The 1,552-nt window shown below is 42.2% G+C and carries 2 protein-coding genes; one reads left to right on the forward strand and one right to left on the reverse strand.

Going from position 1 to position 1,552, the window contains the following annotated elements:
- Positions 1 to 39: 39 nt before the first annotated feature.
- On the reverse strand, positions 40 to 840 hold the full coding sequence (locus EI161_RS14320; protein WP_192529930.1) for an IS110 family transposase: 801 nt from the start codon (positions 838 to 840) through the stop codon (positions 40 to 42).
- 255 nt (positions 841 to 1,095) lie between these two features.
- Here EI161_RS14320 and EI161_RS14325 point away from each other — a divergent pair, with 255 nt between their 5' ends.
- A complete protein-coding gene (locus EI161_RS14325) occupies positions 1,096 to 1,407 on the forward strand; it encodes a transposase (protein WP_192529932.1) in 312 nt (103 codons plus the stop codon).
- The last annotated feature ends 145 nt before the right edge of the window (positions 1,408 to 1,552 follow it).

The raw sequence follows: 1,552 nt of genomic DNA on the forward strand, positions 1-1,552 counted from the left end.
ACGTTACTTTAATCAAAACCTCTTATCAGGTGTCCTAAATTAGTTGACCACTACACTTGAGCCATTCTTTGCTAAGCGAGACTTGCCTTTAAATAGCCCTGATTCACTATGTTTGGGAACTAAGCCTAAAAAGGCGGCCATTTGTGACGCTTGACTAAACTGCTTATTATGCATCAGCGACACCATCTGCTTTGAGACAACAGGGCCGACGCCTTTAATAGTTTGCAGTAGAGTCTGATCTTGCTTTAAATTGTGATGATGATCGATATGGTCATCAATATCACCATTGAGCTTAACAATAGCGGCTTGCAAAGAGGCTATCATATGCTCAATAGAAGCTTTAACGATAGGAGCGGTGTCTGTGGCCTGCGCTTTTTCCAATCGATTCAGCTCACGTTGTAAGTCTTCTTGTAGTGCGTCTAAGCGCGACAATAATGACTTGAGGTGACGCGCCTCTGCTGGCGGCGGTGTCCATAATTTAGGCTTAGCACTATAGGTGTAGCGGGCTAATAACATACTGTCTTTTTTATCCGTCTTGTTGCGACTTCCTAAACTAGCAGCATAGCTTTTGATATAAGCAGGATTGATAATACTGACGTTAAGACCTTTATCAAATAGGTAGTAGGCGATGTTCTCGTGATAGACTCCTGTGGCCTCGACCGTGATGTGAATATTACTTAAGTCGTCAGTGATGTTAGCAATGAGCCAGTTGATAAGAGCAGCGTAGTCACTGTAATCATTTTTAAAGACTTTGGTTTTAAATTTGAGATTATCAGTGGCTTTGAGCCAGGCGATATCTAGCTTGTTTTTACTGACGTCTATGCCGATATAGTGTGTCATCTTATTGTCTTCCCTTGTCTATACAGTGTCACTCATGACACCTTGGTAGATGGCGAGGCACTTGGATACCATTCAGAATATGAAGATGATGGGATGAGCATTGGGCATAATCTCTTACACAGTGTCTAGGCACTAAGGTTATACTCATACTCTCAATGCTCATGAATAATTACTTTATTTTATCAACTTTCGTTGGCAGTATTAAGCGGTTATTCAAGATACAAGGTTATACTAACCCAAAAGAAGGAACATAGTATGACTAGCAACCGCAGAGAATATACCCGAGAATTCAAATTAGAAGCTATCAGCTTAGTCGTTGATCATAAGCGCAAAGTAGCAGAAGTGGCAGAGTCTTTAGGAATTGGTGCATCAACCCTAGATAACTGGGTACGCAAGTATAAAAAAGAGCAGCAAGGGGTTGCACCAGCTGCAGGTTTAGCCCTCACCGATGAGCAAAGAGAACTACAAGAGCTACGTAAACAAGTTAAACGACTCACTATGGAGCGCGACATTCTAAAAAAGGCTTCGGCTCTGCTAGCCTTGGACAGCCTGAACGTCTATCGCTGATCAGCAAGCTTGCAGAGCAAGACAAACGACTGAGCAAGCGTAAGCTATGCCACCTGTTTGGTGTCGTTAGAAGCAGCTACTACTATGGTATGTAGTGGTCAACTAATTTAGGACACCTGATAAGAGGTTTTGATTAAAGTAACGT

It is taken from the genome of Psychrobacter sp. FME5 (genome assembly GCF_014861375.1).
Lineage (GTDB): Bacteria > Pseudomonadota > Gammaproteobacteria > Pseudomonadales > Moraxellaceae > Psychrobacter.